The sequence below is a fragment of the Priestia sp. SIMBA_032 genome (genome assembly GCF_046535215.1).
Lineage (GTDB): Bacteria > Bacillota > Bacilli > Bacillales > Bacillaceae_H > Priestia > Priestia aryabhattai.
Window position 1 is genome coordinate 301,036 of record NZ_JAWRXD010000001.1, and the last position, 24,343, is coordinate 325,378.

A 24,343-nucleotide genomic window follows, 5' to 3' on the forward strand; every position below is an offset into this window, starting at 1 on the left:
AAAGTAGATTGTTAGAGGTGGTCTGACACCTCAAGGTAACGTGTCAGACCACTTCTACTTACTATTTGACCTTCATACCGATTGCTTCCAATACATAATTGTAAAAATGAGAAACGTGCTGTTCGATAGGTACTAAAATACCTCCTTCTTTATAAGATTTTGAGCTCATATTTTCTTGACACCACTCACACGCTTCAAAGTCTTGTAAATTAACGCGGTGAAATAATTCCACGGCATCTTTTGGATCAAAATCAGGCTTAGCCATTTCTTCCGGGTCGAATAACCATTCACAAATCACTTTAGACTTTTCCGCACTAATTGGAATAATACGATGAATAATAACGTGATCCGGTGTTAAATTGATAAATACAAGCGGCAGAACGGTAATGCCAAAATACGTGCGGTCATCTTCAGGAAGCAATCCTTTTAGCATAGGACGGCTTCCTTTCCCGCTGATTGAAAAAGCTTCTAATTCATTCCCAAACTTAGCTCCGCCCCCCACGGAACTTTGAGTGCCGACTCCCGAACGAAATTCAGGCAGCGTTGCCGTAAGTTCAGGATGAATAGAGGAACAGTGATAGCACTCTTGAAAGTTTTCTACAATAAGCTTCCAGTTTGCCTCGACTTCATATTCTTCACGATGAGCGGATTTCAAGTTTTGAATTTCATATCTAGCAAACGTATAAAGTTCTCCAAAACGATCAAAAATTTGTGCGTCTAGCTGATATTCAACAGACATAGGATTGTCAGATAAATTAACCCAAACCATACCGTGCCACACTTCAACGTGAACGGATGTTAGTCCGTAATTTTCATTATGCACGAGTTCTTCTCGACAGTGGCTTGTGTTAGGAACACCTACTAAATCACCATCTAAGCTATAGCTCCACGAATGATATGGACAGCGAATAACACCTGCTTTACCGGATGCTTGGCTGCACAGCTTAGCTCCTCGATGCCGACATACGTTCAAGAATCCACGCAGCACGTGATCTTTTCCTCTAGTAATTAAAATATTTTCGCCTTCAACTCTCGTCGTAATATATTGTCCTGGTTCCGCTATTTCGTATTCAAATGCAACTAAACTCCATGATTTAGAAAATATATGATCTTTTTCTAACTTAAAAATGTCCGAAGATGTATACAACTCCCCTTTCAACGTGGGCTCAAGTCTCCCATTATCATTCACTAAACCATGTTCCATAACCATCCACTATTCCTCCTTCGCTTTTTTAGAAACATTTAAATAGAACTATTCGCAAGAGCTGACGACCATTTATACTATTTTATTCGCCGCAAATCGCTGCGGAGTAAACAAATCAATTGGGTGATTAGTTTTTCCCTCTATCACTAAATCTGCTAAAATTTCTCCTACTACGCTTGCAAACTTAAAACCATGTCCAGAAAATCCCGCTGCAATCGCTACTTGAGGATATTCAGGATGCAGTGAAATGACAAAATGTTCATCTGGTGTATTGGTATACATGCACGTTTTCCCTTGTAAAAATCGACCGTTAAGCTGCGGAATACCTTGAGCTAGATAGTGCCGCATCATGTTCACTTCGTCTTCATATATATTTCGATCAATCGTTTCTGGCGTACACGCTGTTCCTTTTCGGAAAAACGCTACTTTTGCTCCTTCAGCCTTTAATCCAAAAGAAGGGAAACCATACAACTGTACATAATCATCTGCTTCCCAAATATAAATCGGCTGTTTTCCCACTGAAAAAATATCCATTCCTTGTGTTGGTTCAAAAAACATTTGCACATGACGCTCTACTTGTAAGCTAACACCCAAATCCCGTAATAAATCAGGTGCCCAAGCGCCTGTAGAAATAATGATTTTTCCAGCTTCATATATTCCATTAGCTGTTACAACGCGCACGCCTTCACCAGAAGGATGAGCTTCCCACGACACCACTTCCTCAAAAAAATGAAGCTCAGCTCCGTACTTTTCTGCTTGAAGAAGGTGAGTATATACGCTCGCTTCCGGCCTAACGAATCCAGCTCTTTCTTCATATAGAGCAACCGTAGCAGGTGAAGGTGTAAACGCCGGAAACCGTTTGTAAATATCCTTTGCTTCTAGAATCTCATACGCAAGATTCCACTGTTTAGAGCTTTCGATGCTTCCAGAAACCGTCAAGCTATCAGGAGGTCCCATCATAAGTCCACCGGTAACCGTAAGAATTTCTTGACCGCTTTCTCTTTCAATTTCATTCCATAATTCGTAGGCGCGAAGCAATAATGGAACGTAAGCAGGGTCTTCAAAATACGACTGTCGAATGATTCTAGAACCGCCGTGACTCGATCCTAGGTCATGAGCGGGACCGTATTGTTCTAACCCCAATACCCGCTGACCTTTTTTGGCGAGCTGATAAGCAGCCGTACTCCCCATAGCTCCTAATCCGATAATAATGACATCATAATGTGTTGACATCTGCATTCCTCCTGTCTTTCGATTGATCAATTAAACTACCGCTGGGGAGTGTGTCATCATTGTTGCTTTATAACGCTGACCGAAGTATTCAACTTCTAAAACCATTTCTTCATGTACAGCTTGAGATAATAAAGTGTGTACAATTCCTTTTCCTAAGCTGTATGAATAGCCGGCACTTGTCACAAATCCGAGGGCTGTTTCTCCATAAAAGACCGGTTCATATCCCATTACTATCGCTGAAGGATCATCTAATATGAGCGTCGCTAATACTGTTTCAGAATCTTTTCGCTGACGATCAAGCAATGCCTCTTTTCCAATAAAAACTGGTTTTGTTAAATCAACCATTTCATGAAGGTTAACTTCATATGGATGATGCTCGCTCCAAAAGTCTTTCCCGCTTTTTAACGAAAAAGATTCAATTCGAAGATTTTCAAGAGCTCGGTCTCCCGCGGCAATCAGCTGATAAGGCTGTCCTTGTTCAATTAATACATCCCATAAATTCAGACCTTGATCAGAAGTCGTAATCAACTCCCAGCTCTCCATTCCCCCGTAGGAATCACGCAGAGCAAGAACTGAACTCTTTTCAATAAACAGGGTTTTCGCTTGCCCTTCAATCCAAGTGCTGCTAAGTTCTGAGCATTGAACCACGGACTTCATTACTCCTGTAGCTTTAGGACCAATTAATGCTATACTGCATGTCCCTGACGTTACATCTTGAAAAATAACTTGACCGTTTTGAGGCACGTGTTTTTGAATCCAGCTTGCTTCTACAGCTCCCGTACAAACAATCAAGAAAGTGGATATATTTTTGCGAATAACCGTTATTTGATCTTTTATGCCGCCTCCCTCATGCAACATACATGTACGTATGCTTTGCCCTACTTTAATGTCTATATTTCCTGTCGTTAGCTTCTGTAAAAACTGGAGAGCTCCTTCCCCTTTAATTTCCAACCTTTTCTTTGCTGCCGTTGTATCGTAAATCGCCGCGTACTGACGAGTATGCAACTGTTCAGCCTCGATAATCGGTGACCAATATTCAGCCGACCACCCCTTTCTTATAACCATCCTCTTTTCATATGTGGATATAAGCGGATGGTTAGCTTCATACCACTGCGGCTGCTCCCACCCTGCTTTTTCGTTAAAATACGCTTTTAGTTCTTGCTGACGCATATAAAATGGACTCACGCGCATGTTTCGCGATACTTTTCGCTGCATAAATGGATGATGAATGCTATAAACCTCTTCATATTCTTCAATAGACCGCTGTTTGTAATAAACAGGGCTGCATGCATACGTATCGAAACGATTAATATCGCATAGCTCCAAATCAACAGTCGGTGCACCATTCATCAGCCATTCAGCCATTTGCCTAGCGACACCTGCAGAGTGCGTTACCCATATGGCTTCGGCTACCCAAAATCCCCCTACTGCTTGTGATTCGCCAAGCAGCGGCATTCCATCAGGTGTGAAGGAAAAAATGCCGTTCATTCCTTTTTTTATTCCTGGCTGTTTTAATGCCGGAATTAGTTCCAATGCATCTTCCCACGGTTTTTCAAAATCTTTTGGTGTAAAAGGTTTAACAGAAGGCATTTCTTTTGTTTCTCCGTATTTTGTAACGTCACTGAGTTCGATTGGAAACGGCTCATGCTGATATGATCCAATCCCAAGCCCTTTGTCTACCTGACGAAAATAAATTGCATTATCTTGATCTCGAATAAGAGGAGTCGCGACTTCTTCCGTTTCTCCGTTTAATTCAAGTAAATCATTTGTAAACACATATTGATGAGCCATGGGCTGAAGAGGAATCGTTACACCGACCATTTCTCCGATGCGAGGTCCCCAAAATCCGGCACAGCACACGATTACATCTGCTTCAAATTTTCCAGCGCTCGTATACACTGCTTTTACTTGATCATTTGTCACTTCGATATTTGTCACTTCTGTATGACCGTAAAATTCTACTCCGCACTCTTTAGAAAAACGAGTCATTTTATCAACGGCATGCAAAGGTTTGGCAATACCGTCTGAAGGAACATAGAGACCTCCGCAAATACGATCAGGACAAATCAGCGAATTTTTTTCCGCGCATTCCTGCGGTGAAAGAAGAAAAGCTTCGATTCCCCATGAGCTGGCAACACCAGCCTTTCTCTTTAGGTCTTCTAATCGCTCTGGTGTACGGGCAACTTCTAAACTGCCGACAGGATAAAACGAGCGCTGTTCATCTGTACTCAACTCTTTAAAGGTCTCGACTGTTTGAGAAGCTAGTGTTGTCAGAACTTTTGAAAAGCTAAGCTGAAATACAAGCCCCGGAGCGTGAGAAGTAGATCCTCCCGTTTCGAACAAAGGGCCTTGCTCAATCACTGTTATGTTTCTTTGCCCCATTTTACTTAAATAGTAGGCAATGCTGCACCCGACAATTCCAGCTCCTATCACTACTATCCTCTTATGTTCCATCACTTTATATCTCCCTCCTTTTTTGGTTTGAAGATGTTAAATATTGTCGATAGTTAATTATATTTTTAAGATTCATAATTTTCAAAGTATTTTGTCAAAAAGTGTGACATAGATTTTTTCAGACTTTCTTCCGCTAATGTTCGGATAACGCTTTCTTAACTTTAAAATATCAGAAAAACTGCCGTCTTTTTCTTTCGAATAACGAATTTTAAAGAAACTATCTATCTGTCAAAATGACACTTATCAATGAATGGTTATACCAAAAATGACGGAAAGAAGATAGCTAAAATAACTTAGCTATCTTCTTTTTAAACCATTTACCGATTAATTAATTTTGAAAGCTTAAATACTTTTGCTTATTTTTAGACCAAAGTTGCTTGTTTGACTACTTTTTTCATTTCTTCTGCAACGTTTCTTTTGTCTTTTTCACTTGTAATCCCCCCGCCTACAATCACAAGATCTGGCTGTGACTGCACGACTTCAGGAAGTGTATTCAGTTTAATGCCTCCTGCCACCGCTGTTTTTGCATTTTTCACAACTCGTTTAATCGTTTGAAGCTGCTCGAACGGGGTTTCTCCTTCAGCTTGAAGATCATACCCTGTGTGTACACAAATATAGTCAACACCGAGTGCATCGACTTCTTTTGCACGTTGCTCAAGGTTTTTTACATTAATCATATCAACAAGAATTTGTGTTCCTTGTTTTTTAGCCTCTTCTACAGCGCCTTTTATAGTCGAATCATCAGTAGCGCCAAGAATCGTAATAATACTAGCACCCGCTTCAGAAGCTTTCATTACTTCGTAAGCACCTGCATCCATAATTTTCAAATCAGCTAATACCTTTAAAGACGGAAAGGCTTCCTTGATTTCTTTGACTGCTTTTAGCCCTTCGTTAATTACAACTGGAGTTCCAATTTCTACAATATCGATATACTCTTGAACCTCCTGCACTACTTCTTTTGCCTCTGAAATATTTACAAGATCCAATGCTAATTGAAGTTCCATACTTACTTCACTCCTTCGTTAAATGGGGTTGTCTAGCATGAATTCATTGTAAAACCGTTACTTTCAAAAAAAAAGTAGGCACTTTTAAAACATATAGTCACTAAAAATATACTATGGACGCTTCAATGCAGCGTATTATTCTTGTTTTTTAGAAAATTCTGAATAATAAGGGTGTTTTTATTCTTTTCAACAAAAGATTTTAACCCATATGGCTGGAATTATTCATTTCAGGCTCTATAACGGTTTCCATATAATTTTTTCCCCACTCATCCAGGCTCTCAAGGATGGGCATCAAGCTTCTCCCGTGTTCGGTCAAGGAATATTCAACTTTTGGAGGGACAACCGGATAGACTTTGCGGTGAACGATTTGATCTTCTTCTAATTCTCGTAGCTGACTTACTAACATTCGCTGAGTAATTCCCGGCATCATGGACTTTAACTCCCCAAATCGTTTCGTCCCTTCTTTTCCTAGGTGCCACATAATCAACATTTTCCACTTGCCTCCAATAATCGTTAACGTTAATTCCTTTTCACAGTTAAACGTTTTGCTAAAAAGTCTGCTCAATCCTTTTTCCTCCCTTTTTATGCGTAATAGTATAGTTTTAGACACTATATGAAAATAAAGTGTCTACTTATAAAGGAAAATTGTACCTGCTATACTGTAATATGTAAAGGTGGTAAAAGACTATATTCACTGTAATAGACCGTTAAAATAAAGGAGGAGATTAATTGGGCAGTGTAGCTCGTTCACGTGATAATTGTCTCAAGTCTCATTCACCACAAGCGCTAGAAGTGGATTCCATGACCTTTATCTTATTTGGAGCAACAGGAGATTTAGCTAAAAGAAAAATTTTTCCTGCGTTATATAATTTATTTTTAGATAAAAAGCTGCCTTCTTCCTTTTCTATTGTTGGTACGGGTAGAAGCAACTGGTCTAATGATGCCTTTCAAATATATGTAGAAGAATCAGTAAAGACTTTTTCAAGGCGCTTTAGCCAAGGTGAATCCAAGATAAAAGAATTTCTTAAGACAGTTGGCTATCATAAAATGGATGTTACCAATAGTGATGGATATGACCAGTTGCTGCATGCTATTCAAAAAGGCGAAGCAGAATTAAATATTCCTGAAAATCGTCTTTTCTATTTATCAGTGGCTCCTGAATTTGTAGACGTTATTGCTTCAAATATAAATAGCGGCGGATTGGGATCTACAAAAGGCTGGAAACGTCTTATTATTGAAAAGCCTTTCGGGCACGATTTACAATCTGCTCAAGTGTTAAATCAAAAGCTTACTGAAACGTTCAATGAAGAAGAGATTTATCGTATCGACCACTATCTGGGAAAACCAATGATTCAAAATTTGGAGGCTTTAGCATCTGCGAACCCTATTTTACAAGCACTATGGAATCATCACTACGTTGCAAATGTCCAAATTACAGCTAGTGAAACAGTTGGTGTAGAAGAAAGAGCGCCTTACTATGATCAGTCCGGTGCAATTAGGGATATGTTCCAAAACCATATGCTTCAAATGCTTATGATGACTGCCATGCAGCTGCCAAAGACACTTAACATCGCAAAGACTCGCCAACAAAAGATAAAAATTATGAAAAGCCTTCGCCCTCTACAAAAAGAGTTTATCCATTCGAACGTCATAAGAGGTCAATACGAAGCGGGAAAAATCCAAAATGGTTCCGTTATAGGATATAAAGATGAGCTCGGCATCAATGCTGCTTCCGTTAATGATACATTTATAGCAGTGCGGGTATGGATTGATCATGAGCTTTGGAAAGGAGTACCTTTCTATCTTCGCACAGGAAAAAGAATGAGTAAAAAATGCACGCGTATCGTCATTGAATTTAAACATCCTTTAAAGGATATTTATACAGACGAAGAGGTTATTCCCAACCTTTTGGTTGTCGAAATCAGCCCAAATGAAGGTATATCACTGCAATTAAACAGCAAAAACCCTTTGAATGATAATAAAATCGAACCTATTTTTATTAATTTCTCAACAAATCAACAAGAAGTACCCGAGGCTTATGAACTGCTGTTATTTGATGCTTTACAGGGAGACTCCACATTTTTTGCTCATTGGGAAGAAGTTGAATTATCTTGGAAATGGGTGCAACCTATTTTAGAAGTTTTTAATGATGAACGCTTTCCTCTTCATTTTTATTCTGCGGGTACGATGGGACCAGCGGCTTCAAATCATTTGTTAGAAGAGGACGGTTTTAAGTGGTGGTGATTACTTTTAATCTCGTTAAAAAGAGGCTGGGGTAAAAGCATTTTATTTGAAGAAAAATCCGAACGATGAAGCGAGATTCTTGATGAAGAATCCAACTCGTTCGGATTTTTTCATTGTAGTCGTAAACGTAGGTTTACTGTATGTAGTTGCTTCTAGTTGTTCGTATTTTCTTTATTTAATATCAGCCATTTGATTTTTCGATCTCGCTCTTTTCTTTCTTGTTCATCAACCAAATCATATTTCTTCAGCAAGTGAAACATCTCGTTTAATGTTGTTTGCGAAGGATTTCGTACGAGAAACTCATGAAATAACGAGCGAATATCTTCTGGCAGCCACTGTGACTGCGAGTTAAACTTCTGCTGTACATCTTCTACCGAGTGGTCTAAATTACATTTCCCCATACCTTTTCCTCCCTTTTTATGTAACTGTTTTGCATTTTTTAGTCTTCTTTTCGTTTAAACGTACTTGGCATAACAACTGCTACAACTTCTCCGGTCGCAACAATGATGTCACTCGCGTATACTTCTGTTTTAACTCTCCATTTCTTCGGGTGAATTTCTTCAACTGTTCCTATTGCTTTTAGTACTTCACCCTGCGGCGTTGGCTTTTTAAAATCCACGTGGAGAGAACCGGTAACAAATCGCGGCGGCTCTGCTGAATCTCCTATTTCGTAGCCATTTTTACGGTATAGAGCAAGAGATGCAGAGCCTGTTCCATGGCAATCAATCAGTGAGGCAAGAAGTCCGCCATAAACAAATCCTGGTATGGCTGTATGTTCAGGCTTAGGTGTATAAAGGGTAATGGTTTTTTCTCCTAGCCATCCTGTCCGAAAATGATAGCCGTCCTGATTTAATCGGCCGCAGCCGTAACACCATGCAAAATCATCCGGATATTCGTCTTGAATCGCTTTTACTACTTTTTCCATGGTTCACCACTCCTTTTTCGGAATATTTTAACACATTTCCTCCTACAATCGTTAGAACTAAAAGGACTATTTTCAAGCTTAAATAACTAAAAATCATAATAGAAGAAAAGCCTCACTTAAAAAATAAGTGAGGCTTTATAGTTAAAATTCTTCATAAGCAGCGGGGTCTTGATTATTAAGTCTTCCATCCTCGCGATTTAATTCTGAAATCATATTCATCTCAGTTTCATCTAAAGAAAATGAAAAAATGGATATATTTTCAAGCTGCCGCTTGCGAGATGACGATTTTGGAATTGAAATCGCCCCTAGCTGATAATGCCATCGCAAAATTACTTGTGAAACTGTTTTATTATGACGATCGGCAATTTGTTTAATTGTTTCATTTTCTAAAACAGCACTTGCTCGCCCTAGCGGACTCCAAGATTCAATTTGAATGTTTTTCTCCTGATACCAATTTCGATATTGATGTTGATTAAAAAAAGGATGCAGTTCTATTTGATTGATACTTGGTAAAATGCCGGTCTCTTTTTCCAAGCGCTCAACATGCTCGGGAAGAAAATTACAAACACCAATTGAACGAATTAAGCCCCAGCGCTTCGCATCAATCAATGCTTGCCAAGCTTCTACATAATGATTTTGTTTAGGATTAGGCCAATGAATAAGATACAAATCGTAATAGTCTAAATTCGCGCGATATAAAGATTCTTGGATAGTAGGAATTGCTTTGTCATACGTATGGTAGCGCCCTGGGAGTTTAGACGTAACGAATAGTTCTTGTCTAGAAACCGATGTTCTTCGAAGAGCTTGGCCCACAGTGCCTTCATTTTCGTAATTATAAGCCGTATCAATTAGACGATACCCTACATCAATCGCACTCGTTATAGCGTTGACTCCTTCATTTCCGTTAAGCTTATATGTACCAAAACCTATAGCAGGCAAGGTTGCCCCGTCATTAAGGGTTATTTCAGGAATTACTTTACTCATTATTATCCACTCCTTTCGATCATGCCCTAAGGTTAGCATATATTATCCAATACTTGAATAAATTTGCACCACTCATTTTCATAAAGGAGTGGTGCTTTCAAACAATCAAAAAAGTAATTACGGAGAAACCTCCGTTTTAAACTCATTAACTTCGCACTTTTCTGTTTCTTTCTTGTTTTTAGTTAACGTAAAGAAAGCTACAAAACCTAAAAGCGCCGTACTAAATAAAATAGCAGCCATCGGAATCGCTGTGGTTTCGTTAATACCCACTAAAGGAGAAACAATAGATCCTAAAGTTAGTGGAAGCATGCCTAACACGGCACTCGCACTTCCTGCTCTATGTCCTTGATTTTTCATTGCCAATGTCACCGAGCCTGTGATCGTCATTCCTATAGAGATCATGTAAATAAAAATGGGAATAACAATCGTAGCCAGCGGCCCTTTAAGCATGGTCATGATAAGAAGTACGCTAGTAGCACTTACAGCCGTAATCACGGCAATGCGAAGCAGGCTTCTTTCATGAAGAATTCCGCTAAAGCGCCCTATAATAAAGCTTCCAGTCACAATGGCCAAGCCGTTAATCCCAAACAAAATGCTGAAAATTTGCGGAGAAACATGATAGATCCCTTGATAGACAAATGGAGTGCCTGATACATAAGCAAAGCTTCCTCCGTGGACCAGTCCGACAATTAAGGCATACCCAATAAAAGAGCGGTCTTGTAATAAACTGCCCATCGTGCGAACGGAATGACCAATTGAACTTGACGTTCTATTTTCAATTGGCAAAGTTTCTTTTAAACGCATTGAGATTGTTAAAACAATTAAAAGACCTATTAAACTTAAAAACAAGAAAATAGTATGCCAGCTTGCAAAAGGAAGAAGTAAAATAGCACCTCCGGCCATTGGTGCTATCATTGGTGCAAAGGCATTAATAACCATTAACAGAGCAAAAAATTTCGTAAGCTCTCTTCCACTAAAAACGTCTCTGACAATGGCTCGAGAAAGAACAACTCCTGCCGAAGCCGTAAACCCTTGTAAAAAGCGTGCGATGACTAAAGCTGTAATAGTAGGAGCCAAAGCACAGAGCAAGGACGATATCATAAATAAAGAGATGGAGATGAGTAAAGGTCGTTTTCGTCCCTTCGCATCACTGATTGGACCGATGACGATTTGACCGATGGCAAGGCCTAGTAAACACGATGTTAAACTAAGCTGAACAAGTGAAGCTCGCGCATCTAAATGATCAGCAATAGCAGGGAAACTTGGCAAATACATATCGATATTAAGCGGACCTAATATCGCAAGCGTGCTGAGAAGAAACGCCAATCCTAGACGTTTTTTTCCAGTTGGGTTATGAAGCATAATAGCAGAGCACCTTCCTTACCTAAATATTGTATTTTCACAGATAACCTTTAGTCTATTGAAAGGCATCTCTTCTGTCTAGGACATTTGTCTAAAGATGTAGGTAAAGTTCCATTCGCCAAAAAGGATGTATGACTGATGACATACGGTTGATATTCAAAAAACAACGCTTGAAATATCCTTAAGATACTTCAAGCGTTGTTTAAGCGTTTGTTATATACTATCTAATGCCTGCTGTAAATCTCTCATAATATCTTCCCATGCTTCCAGTCCAACCGATAAGCGAAGGAGTTCGTTTGAAATTCCCATTTCTTTTCGAGCTTCTTCCGGCACAACTGCATGCGTCATCGAGGCAGGATGCTGAATAAGTGTTTCAGCATCTCCAAGACTCACCGCAATAGAAATGAGCTTAAGCTGATTAACCACTTTTACGGTTTCTTCATAACCTCCTTTCACTTCAAAGGAGAGAAGCCCCCCTCCTTTTCTCATTTGCTTTTGCATGAGAGAATAAGCAGTGCTTTTTTTATCACCTGGATAATAAACGGCTTTCACCTTGGGGTGGAGACTTAATTGTTTTGCTATGTGTTCAGCATTTTCACAGTGACGATCCATTCGAACGGCCAGCGTTTTTAAGCCTCGGAGTAACAGCCACGCATCAAACGGTGAAAGAATGCCTCCGATATCTTTTTGCGTCGTTTTGCGCAGTACGGAAATAACCTCTTTGTTCCCTACTACAATTCCTGCGACAACATCTCCGTGTCCACCAATAAATTTTGTTGCGCTATGAATGACTAAGTCGCACCCAAGCTTCAGCGGCTGTTGCAAATAAGGAGTTGAGAAGGTATTGTCTACTACCACAGGAATTCCTTTTTGTTTGGCGATAGAAGCAACTAACTCTAAATCTACTAAAGTCATAGTCGGGTTAATCGGTGTTTCAATATAAATACATGCTGTATCTTTTCTGATAGCAGCAAGAATTTCTTCCTCAGTTTCCAAGTTGGAGAAAGAATGATGGATTTGATATTTTTCCTCAAGCATTTCTAAGAGACCAAACGTGCATCCATACACTCCTTTAGAACATAAAATATGATCGCCTGCTTTTGTAAGTCCAATCAATACAGCCGATACTGCAGCCATTCCTGATCCAAATGCCAAAGCGGCTTCTCCTTCTTCAAGCTGTGCCATACGCTCTTCTAAAATGGTGACCGTTGGATTTGATAACCGGGAATATACATAACCATCTTCTGCTCCGCTAAACCGGTTTGCACCTTGTTCTATAGATGAAAATGTAAATGTAGACGTTTGATAGATAGGCGGAGCTAAGCTATCAAAATGATGTTTTGATTCATACCCTGCGTGAATGGCTTTTGTTTCAAACTGATATTTCTCTTTTTCGTTCATACGGCTTCCCCCTTATGCACACAAGCACTATGTCATTTTTTTAAAAAAATGTAAGCGTTTTCTTTTATTATATTTCTCTTTTCTTTTTTCGTTCCCTGCCTCTCCATGGAGATAATTCCACCGTAGAGAAAGAAGCGACATGCACCCTGCACCTCGCTTTACTTCATCATTTGTTTAATTAGTGCTGAATTACGTTTTTTGAATACTTCATTATGAGAAGAAACCATAGCCGCCTTAGCAGCAGAGGGCTGAACGAATTTTTTTGCTTTGTTTACGGCATTAGCAGCGTCTTGAAAAGCACCTGTAATCAAATGGACTTTTCCCTCGTGCATGAGAATGTCTCCCGCTGCATACACGCCTTCTACCGACGTTTCGCTTGCTGCGTTACCTGCAACATAGCAGTCATCAATGGTTTTAATATGTAATTCACTGTTTTTTAACAGCTCTGTATCTCTTTCATAACCGTGATTAATAATGACTTCGTCAATCGGTAAATAAGAAATTTCACCGGTTTGATGATTAGTCAGCTCAACTTTTTCAATAAATTCATGCGTCGCATCAGCCACTAATTTTGTAATAGATGTGTTAAGCAGACACCGAGCTGAACTGTTTATTAATTGTCTCACTTGTGCTTCATGAGCGTTTAGTTCACTGTTTCGGTACGTAATATATACTTTTTTAGCAACGGACTCTAGCTCATTTGCCCAATCAATGGCTGAATTTCCTCCCCCGGAAACAATCACCGTTTTATTTTTAAAATGCTGCAAAGATTTAACCGTATAGTTTAAGTTTGATATTTCAAATCGTTCTGCCCCTTCAATTTTGAGCTTTTGCGGATTTAAAATACCTCCTCCGACAGCAAGGATAATGGTTTTAGAATAATGATGTTCACCTGAAGAACTCGTTAGCTGGAAAATACCATCTTCTAAGCGAGAAATCGATTCAATCTTCTCATTTAAAACAACAGCTGGATCAAACGTCAGCCCTTGTTCGACAAGCTGTTCAATAAGCTTTGCACCAGCAACAGGAGTTTGTCCGCCCACATCCCAAATCATTTTTTCTGGATAAACGTGAAGCTTCCCGCCTAGCTTTGGCTGGTATTCAATCAGCTTTGTTTTCATTTCCCTTAGTCCACTGTAAAAGGCCGAGTAAAGGCCAGCTGGTCCCCCACCGATAATTGTCACATCAAAAAGTTTATGTTGTGTCATGCACGTTCACTCCTTACAATCAACCGTTATTGATTATCATTCTCATTTAAATATACATCTTCTTCAACGTTTTGACAATAAAAATAACTATTGACATACGAAAACGTTCGAATTATAGTATGTAAAGAAAACGATATTGATAATCATTATCATATATTTGTTGTATTAAACATAAACGGAGGTTCAGATATGGTTCGCCTATATACAGAAGAATTACATATTAGTTATGGTGAACGTCTAATAGTAAAAGATTTAAGCGTTAACATTCCAGACAAAAAGATTACCACGATTATTGGTTCAAACGGATGCGGCAAATCAACGCTTTTAAAAGCCATCACCCGCATTATTTCTCATCAATCCGGTTCCGTTATTTTAGATGGTGAAAATATTTCAACAGAACATACAAAAGCACTCGCTAAAAAAATGGCCATTCTCCCTCAAACCCCCGAAAGTGCCAGCGGCTTAACTGTTGGAGAACTCGTATCTTATGGGCGATTTCCCTATCAAAAAGGGTTTGGGCGTCTGTCGAAACAAGACTATCAAACGATTGACTGGGCGCTTGAAGTAACCGGAACAAAAGATTACAAATTTCGTCTCGTTGACTCTCTTTCAGGCGGTCAGCGTCAGCGAGTGTGGATTGCAATGGCTTTAGCTCAAGAAACAGATATTATATTCCTCGATGAGCCGACTACCTACTTGGATATGGCTCATCAGTTAGAAGTGCTTGAGCTGCTTCAAAAGCTAAACAAAGAGCAAGAACGTACCGTCGTAATGGTGCTTCACGATTTAAATCAAGCCGCTCGTTTTGCAGATTATATTATCGCTTTAAAAGATGGAGAGATTGTTAAAGCCGGAACGTGTGACGAAGTCATTACGCATGACGTTCTAAAAAAAGTGTTTCATATCGACGCTGAAATCGGACGAGACCCGAGAACCAACAAACCAATGTGCATCACATATAACTTATTAAGAGGAGATAACTAAATGAAAAAATTACTGCTTCCATTCATGCTCATATTCGTACTACTTATTAGTGCCTGCAGCAGCGGTTCAACTGAAAGCAAAAACGATTCTAGTAAAGGAAACAGCGGATCGGAGACAATCACATATCAATCTGAAGACGGCCCTGTAAAAGTTCCGGCTAACCCGAAACGTGTTGTAGTGTTAGGCTCCTACGCAGGTAACGTCATGTCGTTAGGTGTCAATATTGTCGGAGTTGATTCATGGTCTAAAATGAATCCCCGCTTTGAAAAGAAATTAAAAGGCGTTGAAGAAGTATCAGATGAAAATTTAGAAAAGATCATTAAATTAAAGCCTGACCTAATTATTGGCTTATCTACTACAAAAAACGTTGATAAATTGAAAAAAATTGCTCCTACCGTCACGTATACATACGATAAAGTAGACTACCTTACTCAGCATGTAGAAATCGGAAAACTATTAAATAAAGAAAAAGAAGCACAGTCATGGGTAAACGATTTTAAAAAGCGTGCGGCAAAAGCTGGTTCTGACATCAAAGCTAAAATTGGCGACGATACCACGGTTTCAGTTATTGAGAACTTTGACAAGCAGCTTTATGTATTTGGCGATAACTGGGGACGCGGCACGGAGATTCTTTATCAAGAAATGAAATTAAAAATGCCAGGGAAAGTAAAAGACATGGCTTTGAAAGATGGTTACTATGCAATTTCACCAGAAGTTCTTCCTGAATATGCCGGAGATTATTTAATCTTCAGCAAAAACCAAGATGGAGATACATCATTTGAGAAAACAGATACGTTCAAAAATATTCCTGCTGTAAAGAATAATCACGTATTTGAAGCAAATGCAAAAGAATTTTATTTTAATGATCCAATCACATTAGATTATCAACTAGATTTCTTTACTCAAAAATTTCTTGGCAAATAATTCATTCAAGAGGAATTCTTTTTAGAATTCCTCTTGCTTTGTTTTACTAAATTTATTCTTACATGAAAAGATGGGTGTTTTATGAAAATAGACAATCAGCGTTTCATTCCTTTTTTATATAAACTAATAGGTGCCTTGCTCGTATTCATCATAATGTTTGGTTATTCGATGATTTTTGGCGCTGCTGATATATCGATAAAAGATGTGTGGCTAGCACTTTCATCAAGCAGTGTAAACGAACAGATTTCGATCATCCGAGATATTCGTTTACCTCGTGAAATCGCCGCTGTTTTTGTCGGCGCTGCTTTATCAGTATCAGGGGCGATTATGCAAGGTATGACAAGAAATCCTCTTGCAGATCCAGGACTTTTAGGCTTAACTTCTGGCGCAAATGCAGCTTTAGCTGTAACCATTGCCTTTATCCCTTCTGTAAATTATTTAGGTATTACGATTGCTTGCTTTATCGGAGCAGCGGTTGGCGCAATTTTGGTGTTTGGAATTGCTGCTATAAAAAGAGGCGGTTTTTCTCCGCTTCGAATTGTACTAGCCGGGGCTGCCGTTTCAGCGTTTCTTTATGCGATCGGAGAAGGCTTCGGTATTTATTTTAAAATTTCAAAAGATGTATCGATGTGGACTGCTGGCGGAATAGTAGGCACTTCTTGGGGACAGCTTCAAATCATTGTTCCTTTTATTGTGGGAGGTATATTCATTGCCCTTTTGCTTTCTCGGCAGCTTACTATTTTAAGCTTAAACGAAGAAGTCGCTGTGGGGTTAGGTCAGCAAACAACAAAGGTCAAAACCATTTTATTTGTTGTCATGATTCTTCTTGCAGGTGCTTCTGTTGCGCTAGTCGGAAACATGGTGTTTATCGGCTTGATGATTCCTCATATTGTACGAGGAATTGTAGGAACCGACTATCGTTATATTATTCCTATGTCCGCTGTCACTGGCGCAGCGTTTATGCTGCTCGCTGATACATTGGGCCGAACCGTAAGTGCGCCTTATGAAACACCGATAGCAGCAGTTGTATCCATGATTGGTTTACCTTTCTTTTTAGTCATTGTTCGTAAAGGAGGAAAAGCATTCTCATGATCCACCCAGCGCTTATTAGAAAACAACGAATAATTATGATGCTGCTCACTGTTTTGATTCTTGGAACGATTGTGATAGGAATGGGGCTTGGGGATGCCTCCCTTCCTTATAATAAAGTGTTTCCTACTCTTTTTGCCAAAGGGAATTTTGCAGATGAGTTTGTTCTTTTTTCAATTCGACTTCCGCGAATTACCATTACTCTTTTAGCAGGAATGGCTCTAGCTTTATCAGGCGCTATCTTACAAGGTGTTACGCGCAATGACTTAGCGGAACCTGGAATTATAGGAATTAATTCGGGAGCAGGCGTCGCAATTGCCGTATTCTTTTTATTTTTTCCGATTGAATCTGGCTCTTTCGTGTATGCTCTTCCGTTAGTAGGGTTCATCGGTGCCTTGTTTACAGCTGGTCTTATCTACCTTTGTGCATATAGTAAAAGCCAAGGGCTGCAGCCTGTAAAACTTATTTTAACAGGCGTAGGTTTTTCGATGGCTCTTTCTGGAATGATGGTGGTGATTATGTCATCAGCTGATCGTGCTAAAGTTGATTTTATTGCTAAATGGATTGCAGGAAACATTTGGGGGACAGACTGGCCTTTTATATGGGCACTTCTACCTTGGCTGCTTGTCTTGATTCCTTTTATATTGTACAAAGCAAATTCATTAAACATTTTTAACTTAAATGAAGCTGCAGCTATTGGAGTCGGTATCGCTATGGAGAAAGAGCGTATCACATTGCTTCTAGCCGCGGTTGCATTAGCGGCAGCCGCAGTTTCAGTTACAGGCGGCGTGGCCTTTATTGGGCTTCTTGCTCCTCATATTGCCAAAGGCTTAGTCGGACCGAGAAACCAGCTTTTTATTCCCGTTGCCATTTTACTTGGCGGCTGGCTCTTGCTGATTGCAGATACAATAGGACATAACATTGCCGATCCTAACGGTGTACCAGCAGGAATTATTGCCGCCGTAATCGGTGCTCCTTACTTTCTTTATTTACTTTTGAAAAAATAATAAACGAGGCTGAGAAATAACGAACCACTAATCAAACATTTCAATTAGTGGTTCGTTTTTCATTTGGGCTAAAATACTTTTATCTCAGCTTTATTTTTACTCTTTTTGTCTCTCATCTGCAGCGTTCGCTCTAGCCTGAGCTTCTAAATCATCTTGGTCTGCTAATTCACGAGAAAACTCTTCGTCTACTCCATCTGCTTTAGATGCAGGATAATCCGCTACCTTTTTTAATTGTTTTTTTAATTGTTTTTTTAACTCTTTTTCATTCATTATAAACACTCCTTTATTCTAGACTGTTACTAGTATGCGTTTGTCGTTTCTGCACTATGTGGAGAAAGAAGGAATTTTACCAATAAGACCGAAAGCATACGTAATAAGAAAAAGAAAGGACGTTTTATATGACCATCATTATTACGCTCTCTATTATCATTGTATTTGTTATTTTACTGCTGTGCATAGTTACTACTTCCAAAGCTTATGATTACAAACATACGGTAGATCCTCTTACAAAAAAACAAGACGACAAAAAGTAGGTGCACTCGTTTCACACCTACTTTTTGTATTACCCTTGCAGTGTTTTTAAATCATGATCGTTCAATTGAAATGCTTGCTTAATTTTGTCTTCCAAGTTTTTTGTTACTCTTCGCTTCCCCACTTCAACCAGTGCAATTAAAGAAAAACTGCAGTTTACTGCTTGAGCGAAGTTTCGCTGATTCATATTGTAGTTTTTCCGAATGTTTTTTACCATTTCTTTATTCATTTACACTCACTCCACTTAACTCAATATACTTTTTTTACTCAAGTTCAAGTCACATGTTCATCTAGCTGTCGACAGAGCGTGAGAAATTGCTGCTGTTCTTCTTCTTTATAGCAAGCAAACAGTTTTTCAACCCCTTGCTGCATGTCTTTCTCAGCAGCTTGAATCACTTGTTTCCCTTTGTTTGTAAGCTCGACCATAACTTTACGCCGATCTCTTTTTGAATGGTAGCGCTCTACAAGATTCAGTTCATACAAACGTGTAATCGATGCTGTAATAACGCTTGGGCTCGCCTTTATCTCGTCTGCCACTTTGGTGACAGGCATTGTACGTGCACGTTCAACAATCAGTAAAATATGATATTGAAAAGGGGTAATTCCGTAATGATGTAAAAGGCTTTTTACATTTGTCATTACTTTTTTGTTTAAAGATATTGAAATTCTTTGAATTTCTTTACTAAATATCAATGGATCCATCCACCTCACTGCCCCCTTTCTCTCCAACATTTTTATGATGAACTTTAGATTTCTATAGCTCCTTATGAATTTATACTTTTGGGAGCTGGAAGCATACGAATATCTTCCTCTTGAGCTTTTGATTTCTTTTCTTCGACTACTTTATCTTTACGTACGTCACGAAGGAAGAAACTTAAAATTAAACCAATAACAGAAATTGCTGTTGCCCAGTAAAAGGCATCGTTAATACCTTGGATCGTACCTTGCTGCGTCATTTTTCCAGATAAAATCGTCAGCGCTTGCTGTTGGGCCTGATCTTGTGATAAATGCAAAGTAGCAGCTACTTTTTGTACAAATAAATGAAAGCTATTCATAAAGAATGGATCAGATGTATTCATGGAACTGCTGATTTCATTTACATGATATGTTGTACGATTCGTAAAAATGGTCGTCATTAAACTAATACCAATTGAACCACTTACTTGACGAAGCGTATTAGACATTGACGTTCCGTGACTGCTTAGTCGCTGCGGAAGCTGATTCAAACCGGCTGTCATAATCGGCATCATTAAGAGTGACATACCGAACGAGCGGATAATATAAATCGCTAAAATATGATTAAACGGTGTATCCATCGTCAGCTTCGTAAATTCAAACGTTGAAATAGATGTAATGAGCATACCAACGATTGCTAGCGGACGAGGTCCCACTTTATCAAACAATGTACCTGAAATTGGCGACATAACCAGCATAACAAGTGCGCCAGGAAGCAACAGCAGTCCTGAATCAAAAGCAGAATACCCGCGGATATTTTGCAAGTAAATTGGAAGCAAGAACATACCTGCGTACATACTGATTGTAATCGCAATACTAATAATATTTGATAGTGAAAAAATATTATATTTAAACACACGCATATCCAATAGCGGCTTTTCAGATTTAATTTGTTGAAGAACAAATATAATTAAAAGAACTGCCCCGCCAATGATTGTAGAAAGAACAACTGAATCCGTCCAGCCGTCATTTCCAGCTTCACTGAATCCATAAAGCAATAATCCCATACCTGCAAGTGATGTCACAACAGAAGGCATGTGAACTTTTACATCCTTTGGAGGCTGAATGTCTTTTAATTGAAAGAAAGCAATAATTAATACAATGGCACCTAATGGCACCATGCCGTTAAAAAGGATGTGCCAATCATAGTTTTGAATAACCCATCCAGATAACGTTGGTCCAATAGCCGGTGCGAACATCATGGCTAAACCAAAAATCCCCATCCCTTTTCCTCGCATGTGAGGAGGGAAAATAAACACAATAATGGTCATAACAAGAGGCGATAAGACACCTCCGCCAATAGCTTGAATTAAACGGCCGGTAAGCATAATCGAAAACGTAGGTGCAATTCCGCAAATCAATGACCCTACTGTAAAACAAAACATTGCAAATAAGAACAAGCGACGCACACCAAATCGTTCAATTAAAAAAGCTGAAAGCGGAATCAATGCCCCGTTCACAAGCATATATCCAGTTAACAACCACTGAGCTGTATTTGCCGTTACGCCAAACTCAGTAATCAAATGCGGGATGGCTACGTTCAGTAACGTTTGGTTTAATATCGCAAGAAACAAACCAAGCATTAAAACAATCAATAGCGGAATATGCTTTTTGATGGATCCATCACTTGTGTTTTCTATACTGGCTGTCATCATATTTCCTCCCTTCTTGAACTGTTGTAGTAAGAATTAGTCTTTCGAAATTTTTACTTCGGCGTTCATACCTGGCAGTACATGCTCTGAATAATTAGAAATAGAAATTTTCACAGGAACTGTTTGAGACACTTTTGTGTAGTTTCCATCTGAGCTTGAGTTCGATGTTAAAGATGAAAGTGAGTTGGTTGCATATCCAATTTCTTCGACTTTGCCGTCGATTTTTGCACTGCTGTCTCCGTCTACCGTTACATCTACATCGTCGCCTTCTTTAATATCCTTAAGCTGATCTTCTTTAATATTCGCTACGATAAATAGGTCTTTCATATCTACTTCCGTTGCAATTTGCTGTCCAGCTTGAACCATTTGATTTTCTTTTACGTTTGTTTGAATAATTTTTCCATCTGCTGGCACTTTAGCAGCTACAGACCCTTTTTCAGCTTGAATTTTAGCAATTTCAGCATCTTTTGATACATCATTTCCTTCTTCTACTGTCCAGCTTGCTACTTTACCTGCTGCAGGTGCAACTACATTGTATACATCTCCGGATACTTTAGCGTTATCCGTTGTAATATAGTTCGATTTTTGAACGTAATAATATCCTCCTCCAATTAATAAAGCTAAAATAACGATAATTCCAATAAAATTTGTTACCATTAAGCGACTTCTAGACATTCATTACTCCTCCTTAATACTTCACTAATGAAATTACTTTTCGATATAGCTTTTTCATAAAGATATTATCTCTATCTATTATGAGATATGTTTCTTTACAATCATCTATTTGGTTAACCACCTAAATAACTTTATCATAAAGATATTTTTTCGTAAAGATATTAATTTAAAAATAATAATGGTGGTTAAAGATAATCATTGCCATCCTTTACAATTGTTTCATTTTATTTTAGATTTAGTTTATATACGTCCGTAGTGTACAAGGAGATGGAAGCTAGCATGGATAACAATTTAGATTCAAAAATTGAACACCTTTATCAAATTAACACATCTTTTTTTCAATATATGCGACATTTAGTCGAAGAAACATTAAAAACACAGCCTTATCACTTAACACCCACTAAATTTTATATCTTAAACTACATTGCCAGCGGCACAAAGTATATGGTAGCAGATATTTCAAATAAACTTCACTTAACCTCGGGCGCTACAACTAGCTTATTAAATCAATTGGAAGAAGAATCTCTCATTCAGCGCGTGCGAGACGAAAAAGACCGGAGAGTCGTGTGGGTTTCACTGACCGATGAATCAAAGAAACTTGTTTCAATGATTACAGAGAAGCGAAATGGATTTTTAAAAGATATGCTAGCAGCTCTAAGTGTAGAAGAACAAGAAGAATATTTTCGCTTATTAAATAAAATGGACGCCCTTTTAAGTGATAAATATGGATTTTCATATTAGATTATCCAAAAGAGCTCCGCTTCGAATTGATGCGGAGCTCTTCGATATTTTAGAAAGCAGAACTCATTAACGCACCTGCTTTGTCAGGAAAATCGATAAAAGGATTTCGGTTGCCTTGCAACTCAAAGATTGCTGCATTGCGATGTTTTTCATAAAGTGAAACAGTAAATTCTTCATGCCATTTTAGTAAAAGAGGAAGATCTACTCGCGAAGAGTCAATTTTATTATGATAGCGAATTAAAAAATAAAGAGTTGATCGAGCCACAATTCCTTTTCCATATTCAGGTTCAAACTTACCTTTTTCTGCTTTGCCGCATCCTTCTTTCACATCTGATTGCTTTACTTCCGGCGTATAATCCGCGAAGTCATTATAAGAAGAATTACCTCTTCGACTGTTACAAGAAGGCTCACATGCAAATAAATGATGCAAATCGCCTCTCATAGGCTCTTGTTTCTCAAACCAAGATTGCGGGACAACGTGCTCACAATTTAGCAGTATATCATTGCTTGAAAGAGAGGAGTTACTAAGCGACTGAAGTTGATCAATATCTTGCTGTATAGTTTCTAACGGATCCATCCCTTTCCCTGAGTATAGACTTTTCAGCTCCCCATTCTCCTGTAGATCCACCCAGGGATATACATATTTATGCGGGGAATAACTTAGCAAATGCTGATGCGTTTCCTTTAACAACGTTTGCATGGCTTCTCTTTCAAAGAGCGTGTCTTGATAATAAAGATTTTTATTTTCTTCATCTGTCTTTTCATCATAATAACTTCGATTGTTTGCGTATTCGTGATAAAGAGCTTTTGCCTGCTGCTTTTCCATCATTAGCATATCTAAACTGCTTCTCATCCGATCACCTCTGAAGTCATTTGACGTTGAATTTCACGCAACAGCTTTTCAACAACGGTCAAGTGCACAAATCCGTTTCCTACTTCTCTTGGTGATTCATTTAATGGAAGGGTTCTTCTGATTAACTGTGCATAAAGCTCTGGTTCTGTAAGTTCTCTTCCAAACATTTCATTTGAAAGAACTTTTATCAATCCTAAGGCCCCTGCTACGTGAGGTGTTGCCATAGAGGTTCCGCTCAGTGCGGCATACTTTCCATTCAAGTAAGTTGATACGATCTTCTCTCCCGGAGCTACTACATCTACTTCGTTGTTTGAGTTAGAAAATACCGAAGATCGTTTCTCTAAATCAACAGCTCCTACGCTAATCACTTCATTATATGAGCCCGGGTACGCAAACTCATCTGTGGAGCCTTCTCCATCTCCTTCATTTCCGGCTGCGCAGACAACTAAAATATTCTGATCAACAGCATCTTGAATCGCTTCATGTAGCTCAGGCACATCCGACGGACCTCCAAGCGACATCGAAATGATATCTACTTTTTGCTCGATAGCGTAGTTAATACCTTGAATAATCCACTCGTATTGACCTGAACCATTTCCATCAAGTACTTTTAGGATAAGTAAGCCCACTTCAGGAGCCACTCCTACAACACCCGTTCCATTATGCGCTGCTGCAATTGTGCCTGCTACGTGAGTGCCGTGACCATTATAGTCTTGATAAACATCAGGATTTTGTTGATCATCGTGCGTAAAATTTCTTCCTCCAATAATTCGCTCCTGCAAATCTGGGTGTGTAATCTCACAGCCAGTATCCAAAACCGCTACGGTTATTCCTTGTCCTTTTGTTTGCTTCCATACTTCCTCTGCTCCAATTAGAGCCACTCCTTGTGGAACTTCATTAAATTGATTCAATTGTTCAACTACTTGAAATGGGATAATGTGCACTTTGTTCTTCATTTAGATTCCCCCTGCAGGATTAAATGGAAGCTAGTTCGTGGTGGGATCACTTTTAATCGCTTATTTTTGGAGTTCACTCATCGAGGTTTGTTGCTTCTAAACTTATTATAACACAAAAACAGAACACTTGTTTGTGTTATTGCTAAATTTTTTATAAATAAATAAAGCAGAAGTGGA

25 protein-coding genes are annotated in these 24,343 nt (G+C 38.9%); 7 read left to right on the forward strand and 18 right to left on the reverse strand.

Features of this window, described 5'->3' with window-relative positions:
* Nucleotides 1–61: 61 nt before the first annotated feature.
* From SB717_RS01495 to hxlR, 5 genes are all read right to left on the reverse strand, one after another.
* Complete coding sequence (locus SB717_RS01495; RefSeq protein WP_410903070.1) at nt 62–1,210, reverse strand: aromatic ring-hydroxylating oxygenase subunit alpha; 1,149 nt, start codon at nt 1,208–1,210, stop codon at nt 62–64.
* A gap of 66 nt (nt 1,211–1,276) precedes the next feature.
* Nucleotides 1,277–2,437 carry an N-methyl-L-tryptophan oxidase gene (solA, locus tag SB717_RS01500; RefSeq protein ID WP_074678208.1) on the reverse strand — a complete coding sequence of 387 codons (1,161 nt, stop codon included), beginning with the start codon at nt 2,435–2,437 and terminating at the stop codon, nt 1,277–1,279.
* A gap of 30 nt (nt 2,438–2,467) precedes the next feature.
* Nucleotides 2,468–4,891 carry a GcvT family protein gene (locus SB717_RS01505; RefSeq protein ID WP_410903434.1) on the reverse strand — a complete coding sequence of 808 codons (2,424 nt, stop codon included), beginning with the start codon at nt 4,889–4,891 and terminating at the stop codon, nt 2,468–2,470.
* Nucleotides 4,892–5,253: 362 nt separating this feature from the next.
* Nucleotides 5,254–5,895, reverse strand: a complete 642-nt coding sequence (gene hxlA, locus SB717_RS01510; RefSeq protein WP_013056245.1) for a 3-hexulose-6-phosphate synthase — start codon at nt 5,893–5,895, stop codon at nt 5,254–5,256.
* Between the two features lie 199 nt (nt 5,896–6,094).
* Complete coding sequence (gene hxlR / locus SB717_RS01515) at nt 6,095–6,460, reverse strand: transcriptional activator HxlR (RefSeq protein ID WP_074678210.1); 366 nt, start codon at nt 6,458–6,460, stop codon at nt 6,095–6,097.
* Between the two features lie 164 nt (nt 6,461–6,624).
* Between hxlR and zwf the strand changes: the two genes are divergently transcribed.
* On the forward strand, nt 6,625–8,139 hold the full coding sequence (gene zwf / locus SB717_RS01520; protein ID WP_410903071.1) for a glucose-6-phosphate dehydrogenase: 1,515 nt from the start codon (nt 6,625–6,627) through the stop codon (nt 8,137–8,139).
* 152 nt (nt 8,140–8,291) lie between these two features.
* Here the strand turns inward: zwf and SB717_RS01525 are convergent, their stop codons facing one another.
* The 6 genes from SB717_RS01525 to SB717_RS01550 form a co-directional block, all read right to left on the reverse strand.
* The gene (locus SB717_RS01525) at nt 8,292–8,540 is read right to left on the reverse strand and encodes a hypothetical protein (protein WP_013082444.1); all 249 of its coding nucleotides are present in this window, start codon (nt 8,538–8,540) and stop codon (nt 8,292–8,294) included.
* Between the two features lie 38 nt (nt 8,541–8,578).
* A complete protein-coding gene (locus SB717_RS01530) occupies nt 8,579–9,064 on the reverse strand; it encodes a PaaI family thioesterase (RefSeq protein WP_050690702.1) in 486 nt (161 codons plus the stop codon).
* Nucleotides 9,065–9,205: 141 nt separating this feature from the next.
* Complete coding sequence (locus tag SB717_RS01535; RefSeq protein ID WP_410903072.1) at nt 9,206–10,048, reverse strand: aldo/keto reductase; 843 nt, start codon at nt 10,046–10,048, stop codon at nt 9,206–9,208.
* Between the two features lie 117 nt (nt 10,049–10,165).
* The gene (locus tag SB717_RS01540; protein ID WP_144645240.1) at nt 10,166–11,410 is read right to left on the reverse strand and encodes a Bcr/CflA family efflux MFS transporter; all 1,245 of its coding nucleotides are present in this window, start codon (nt 11,408–11,410) and stop codon (nt 10,166–10,168) included.
* A gap of 213 nt (nt 11,411–11,623) precedes the next feature.
* A complete protein-coding gene (gene megL, locus SB717_RS01545; RefSeq protein WP_043979296.1) occupies nt 11,624–12,811 on the reverse strand; it encodes a methionine gamma-lyase in 1,188 nt (395 codons plus the stop codon).
* A gap of 158 nt (nt 12,812–12,969) precedes the next feature.
* Entirely contained in the window at nt 12,970–14,019 is a 1,050-nt protein-coding gene (locus SB717_RS01550) for an NAD(P)/FAD-dependent oxidoreductase (protein WP_410903073.1), read from the reverse strand.
* Between the two features lie 189 nt (nt 14,020–14,208).
* Here SB717_RS01550 and SB717_RS01555 point away from each other — a divergent pair, with 189 nt between their 5' ends.
* The 4 genes from SB717_RS01555 (at nt 14,209) to SB717_RS01570 (ending at nt 18,023) form a co-directional block, all read left to right on the forward strand.
* The gene (locus tag SB717_RS01555; protein WP_200508092.1) at nt 14,209–15,003 is read left to right on the forward strand and encodes an ABC transporter ATP-binding protein; all 795 of its coding nucleotides are present in this window, start codon (nt 14,209–14,211) and stop codon (nt 15,001–15,003) included.
* Entirely contained in the window at nt 15,004–15,927 is a 924-nt protein-coding gene (locus tag SB717_RS01560) for an iron-hydroxamate ABC transporter substrate-binding protein (protein WP_410903074.1), read from the forward strand.
* A gap of 81 nt (nt 15,928–16,008) precedes the next feature.
* Entirely contained in the window at nt 16,009–17,019 is a 1,011-nt protein-coding gene (locus SB717_RS01565) for a FecCD family ABC transporter permease (RefSeq protein ID WP_410903075.1), read from the forward strand.
* Nucleotides 17,016–18,023, forward strand: a complete 1,008-nt coding sequence (locus SB717_RS01570) for a FecCD family ABC transporter permease (RefSeq protein ID WP_410903076.1) — start codon at nt 17,016–17,018, stop codon at nt 18,021–18,023. Before SB717_RS01565 ends, SB717_RS01570 begins: the two co-directional genes overlap by 4 nt.
* A gap of 96 nt (nt 18,024–18,119) precedes the next feature.
* Here SB717_RS01570 and SB717_RS01575 read toward each other — a convergent pair whose 3' ends face one another.
* The gene (locus tag SB717_RS01575) at nt 18,120–18,293 is read right to left on the reverse strand and encodes a YfhD family protein (RefSeq protein WP_410903077.1); all 174 of its coding nucleotides are present in this window, start codon (nt 18,291–18,293) and stop codon (nt 18,120–18,122) included.
* 128 nt (nt 18,294–18,421) lie between these two features.
* On the opposite strand from SB717_RS01575, the gene ytzI reads away from it, so the two are divergent.
* Nucleotides 18,422–18,556, forward strand: a complete 135-nt coding sequence (ytzI, locus tag SB717_RS01580) for a YtzI protein (protein WP_098621414.1) — start codon at nt 18,422–18,424, stop codon at nt 18,554–18,556.
* A gap of 29 nt (nt 18,557–18,585) precedes the next feature.
* On the opposite strand, the gene SB717_RS01585 is transcribed toward ytzI, so the two are convergent.
* The 4 genes from SB717_RS01585 to SB717_RS01600 all read right to left on the reverse strand — a co-directional run bounded on the left by SB717_RS01585 (nt 18,586) and on the right by SB717_RS01600 (nt 21,616).
* The gene (locus tag SB717_RS01585; RefSeq protein WP_074678228.1) at nt 18,586–18,783 is read right to left on the reverse strand and encodes a helix-turn-helix domain-containing protein; all 198 of its coding nucleotides are present in this window, start codon (nt 18,781–18,783) and stop codon (nt 18,586–18,588) included.
* A gap of 44 nt (nt 18,784–18,827) precedes the next feature.
* Nucleotides 18,828–19,256, reverse strand: a complete 429-nt coding sequence (locus tag SB717_RS01590) for a MarR family winged helix-turn-helix transcriptional regulator (RefSeq protein WP_074678230.1) — start codon at nt 19,254–19,256, stop codon at nt 18,828–18,830.
* Between the two features lie 62 nt (nt 19,257–19,318).
* A complete protein-coding gene (locus SB717_RS01595; RefSeq protein WP_013082430.1) occupies nt 19,319–20,944 on the reverse strand; it encodes a DHA2 family efflux MFS transporter permease subunit in 1,626 nt (541 codons plus the stop codon).
* A gap of 33 nt (nt 20,945–20,977) precedes the next feature.
* Nucleotides 20,978–21,616 carry a biotin/lipoyl-containing protein gene (locus SB717_RS01600; protein WP_013082429.1) on the reverse strand — a complete coding sequence of 213 codons (639 nt, stop codon included), beginning with the start codon at nt 21,614–21,616 and terminating at the stop codon, nt 20,978–20,980.
* A 279-nt stretch (nt 21,617–21,895) separates the two neighbouring features.
* Here SB717_RS01600 and SB717_RS01605 point away from each other — a divergent pair, with 279 nt between their 5' ends.
* The gene (locus tag SB717_RS01605; RefSeq protein WP_016763546.1) at nt 21,896–22,357 is read left to right on the forward strand and encodes a MarR family winged helix-turn-helix transcriptional regulator; all 462 of its coding nucleotides are present in this window, start codon (nt 21,896–21,898) and stop codon (nt 22,355–22,357) included.
* Nucleotides 22,358–22,406: 49 nt separating this feature from the next.
* On the opposite strand, the gene SB717_RS01610 is transcribed toward SB717_RS01605, so the two are convergent.
* Nucleotides 22,407–23,210: an endonuclease I family protein gene (locus SB717_RS01610; RefSeq protein ID WP_074678232.1), complete on the reverse strand. Its 804-nt coding sequence runs from the start codon at nt 23,208–23,210 to the stop codon at nt 22,407–22,409.
* A complete protein-coding gene (locus SB717_RS01615; RefSeq protein WP_410903079.1) occupies nt 23,207–24,166 on the reverse strand; it encodes a S8 family peptidase in 960 nt (319 codons plus the stop codon). Before SB717_RS01615 ends, SB717_RS01610 begins: the two co-directional genes overlap by 4 nt.
* Nucleotides 24,167–24,343 lie beyond the last annotated feature (177 nt).

Excerpts from the sequence above, each read along its gene's own strand:
- SB717_RS01555 (WP_200508092.1), top strand. The coding sequence starts at position 14,209 with ATGGTTCGCCTATATACAGAAGAATTACATATTAGTTATGGTGAACGT.
- megL (WP_043979296.1), bottom strand. The coding sequence starts at position 12,811 with ATGAACGAAAAAGAGAAATATCAGTTTGAAACAAAAGCCATTCACGCA.
- SB717_RS01590 (WP_074678230.1), bottom strand. The coding sequence starts at position 19,256 with ATGGATCCATTGATATTTAGTAAAGAAATTCAAAGAATTTCAATATCT.
- SB717_RS01575 (WP_410903077.1), bottom strand. The coding sequence starts at position 18,293 with ATGAATGAAAAAGAGTTAAAAAAACAATTAAAAAAACAATTAAAAAAG.
- SB717_RS01595 (WP_013082430.1), bottom strand. The coding sequence starts at position 20,944 with ATGATGACAGCCAGTATAGAAAACACAAGTGATGGATCCATCAAAAAG.
- ytzI (WP_098621414.1), top strand. The coding sequence starts at position 18,422 with ATGACCATCATTATTACGCTCTCTATTATCATTGTATTTGTTATTTTA.
- SB717_RS01530 (WP_050690702.1), bottom strand. The coding sequence starts at position 9,064 with ATGGAAAAAGTAGTAAAAGCGATTCAAGACGAATATCCGGATGATTTT.
- SB717_RS01540 (WP_144645240.1), bottom strand. The coding sequence starts at position 11,410 with ATGCTTCATAACCCAACTGGAAAAAAACGTCTAGGATTGGCGTTTCTT.
- SB717_RS01610 (WP_074678232.1), bottom strand. The coding sequence starts at position 23,210 with ATGAGAAGCAGTTTAGATATGCTAATGATGGAAAAGCAGCAGGCAAAA.
- SB717_RS01565 (WP_410903075.1), top strand. The coding sequence starts at position 16,009 with ATGAAAATAGACAATCAGCGTTTCATTCCTTTTTTATATAAACTAATA.
- hxlA (WP_013056245.1), bottom strand. The coding sequence starts at position 5,895 with ATGGAACTTCAATTAGCATTGGATCTTGTAAATATTTCAGAGGCAAAA.
- SB717_RS01600 (WP_013082429.1), bottom strand. The coding sequence starts at position 21,616 with ATGTCTAGAAGTCGCTTAATGGTAACAAATTTTATTGGAATTATCGTT.
- SB717_RS01560 (WP_410903074.1), top strand. The coding sequence starts at position 15,004 with ATGAAAAAATTACTGCTTCCATTCATGCTCATATTCGTACTACTTATT.
- SB717_RS01605 (WP_016763546.1), top strand. The coding sequence starts at position 21,896 with ATGGATAACAATTTAGATTCAAAAATTGAACACCTTTATCAAATTAAC.
- SB717_RS01570 (WP_410903076.1), top strand. The coding sequence starts at position 17,016 with ATGATCCACCCAGCGCTTATTAGAAAACAACGAATAATTATGATGCTG.
- SB717_RS01615 (WP_410903079.1), bottom strand. The coding sequence starts at position 24,166 with ATGAAGAACAAAGTGCACATTATCCCATTTCAAGTAGTTGAACAATTG.
- SB717_RS01505 (WP_410903434.1), bottom strand. The coding sequence starts at position 4,891 with ATGGAACATAAGAGGATAGTAGTGATAGGAGCTGGAATTGTCGGGTGC.
- SB717_RS01535 (WP_410903072.1), bottom strand. The coding sequence starts at position 10,048 with ATGAGTAAAGTAATTCCTGAAATAACCCTTAATGACGGGGCAACCTTG.
- SB717_RS01525 (WP_013082444.1), bottom strand. The coding sequence starts at position 8,540 with ATGGGGAAATGTAATTTAGACCACTCGGTAGAAGATGTACAGCAGAAG.
- SB717_RS01550 (WP_410903073.1), bottom strand. The coding sequence starts at position 14,019 with ATGACACAACATAAACTTTTTGATGTGACAATTATCGGTGGGGGACCA.
- SB717_RS01495 (WP_410903070.1), bottom strand. The coding sequence starts at position 1,210 with ATGGTTATGGAACATGGTTTAGTGAATGATAATGGGAGACTTGAGCCC.
- SB717_RS01585 (WP_074678228.1), bottom strand. The coding sequence starts at position 18,783 with ATGAATAAAGAAATGGTAAAAAACATTCGGAAAAACTACAATATGAAT.
- solA (WP_074678208.1), bottom strand. The coding sequence starts at position 2,437 with ATGTCAACACATTATGATGTCATTATTATCGGATTAGGAGCTATGGGG.